The 1,687-nt window shown below is 54.7% G+C and carries 1 protein-coding gene and 2 pseudogenes; 2 read left to right on the plus strand and 1 reads right to left on the minus strand.

Features of this window, described 5'->3' with window-relative positions; translation table 11 throughout:
- A partial coding sequence (locus tag BTM36_RS28235; RefSeq protein WP_217349515.1) for a hypothetical protein occupies nt 1-212 on the plus strand: 212 nt, incomplete at its 5' end.
- 468 nt (nt 213-680) lie between these two features.
- Nucleotides 681-1,013 (plus strand): annotated as a pseudogene (locus BTM36_RS00050) (ABC transporter permease subunit); the annotation flags it as partial.
- A 69-nt stretch (nt 1,014-1,082) separates the two neighbouring features.
- On the opposite strand, the pseudogene BTM36_RS29455 reads toward BTM36_RS00050, so the two are convergent.
- Nucleotides 1,083-1,322, minus strand: a pseudogene (locus tag BTM36_RS29455) (autoinducer 2 import system permease LsrD); the annotation flags it as partial.
- Nucleotides 1,323-1,687: the final 365 nt, after the last annotated feature.

Genomic DNA, 1,687 nt, shown 5'->3' on the forward strand with positions numbered 1-1,687 from the left:
GGTTTCTGGCGTCTTCTTGGCGTCCCATCACCATGCTGGTCTTTGTGGCCCTGATTACGGCCCGGTGGTTTGGCTTTGCCGCGCCTAACTTGCAGGAAGCTGAATATCTCAAGCTGTGGGACATCGTGCAGCTTGGCCTGGGCGGGTATGTGATTGGGCGCAGCGTCGAGAAGATCGTGCCGGCCGTTGCTGAAGCCCTGAACAAGAAATAGGTGGGGCATGGGTTGGTCAGACGTTCTCAAAGCGGTAATCCCGATCATCGTCGCGGCGCTGGCTTGGCTTCTAGGTCAAGTGTCGTCTGCCAATGAGCGGCTTTGGGGAGTGGGTGCAGAAACTAAGCTGACCCCTCATGAGTGAGAGTGCGTACAGGCCCTTCATGCCGGCCCGTCATCCCACTTCGACGCCGCGAGTTCGGCCCAAGTATCGCCTACTGGTGCATCGGAAGTTCGCTAGGCATTGGGATCAACTCGTGCAGAGAATCGGCGAGCAAGGTGCTCTGCAGTTCTGGGAGCATGTTACCGAGAATCCGGGCTCCACTTCGGCCGTTGCTCAGACGACGATTTTGAAGGGGAAGGCTGGAAAGGCAATGGGCCCCGGGTGGTCCAAGACGTGCCACTACGAAATCTCAGGAGCTGGTCGAATCGATTACCAGTATCACAATGCCTACCGGACTAAGCCGGTTTGGCGTGGCCTATTTTGGCTATGAAATCAATTTGTTTGCCGCCGGTATCCTCGGTTTGAGTATTTACCAGGGAGCCTATATCGCCGAAGTCTTTCGCGCCGGGATCGAAGCGGTACCCAAAGGACAATGGGAAGTGTCGTGGATCCTCGGGTTGTCAAAACGCCAGACCTTTCTTAGCGTGATCTTGCCACAGACGCGCGGCATCGTACTGCCACCACTGGTGGGGCAGTATCTTTCCCTGATTAAGGATACCTCCATCGTCAGCATGATTGGCATGTCGGAACTGATGCACCAGGGCCAGGCGATCGTTGATCGTATCGGTCAGCCAGTAGTCGGACTCCGTCATGCCTGCGAAGCGGAGGCCCTGCTGGAGGAACCCGATGACGCAGGAGGCCACGATCACGCCGGCTGCGTCTCCCTCACCGCCGAACATGCTCACCCCGCCGATCACGACGCGGGGGAGCACGGGCAGAAGCAGCGTTGCGCCGACGTCCGCGCGGGAAGAGGAGAGGTAACTGGTCAGGAGGATGCCGACGATTCCTGATCCGAGTGCGGGCAGCAGGTCCACCAGGATGGTGATCCGGCGCATGGGGAACCCGGCATAGACAGCGGCCCGGGGATTGGCTCCGATGAGCCGCACCTGGCGCCCGAACGTGGTCGCATGCAGGACGCAATACCAGCACCAATCCCACTACTAGCTCCTGTAATAATAGCTGTTTTTCCTTGTAATTTCCCCATCCTCATGTCCTCCTATATCTATTTCTTATCAAGAGTGTAACATGCGGGTAGGGGAGAGAAAAACGATTAGCCCTAGCTTTATTAAGAAAGAAGCTAGGGCGATTTTGTATTTTATAGAGGTTGTTCAAAAAGTCCTGCCCTCCTTTTTGAACATGTACGATTAGTTTATATCTGGAAATAGTTCAATGGTACGGAGCCAATTATTCTTCATAACGGTATTTAGTTGATCAACATCTTCATTTTTTATTAAATTTATGATGGCTTCAT

Source organism: Herbaspirillum sp. VT-16-41 (assembly GCF_001994935.1).
Classification (GTDB): domain Bacteria; phylum Pseudomonadota; class Gammaproteobacteria; order Burkholderiales; family Burkholderiaceae_D; genus Herbaspirillum; species Herbaspirillum frisingense.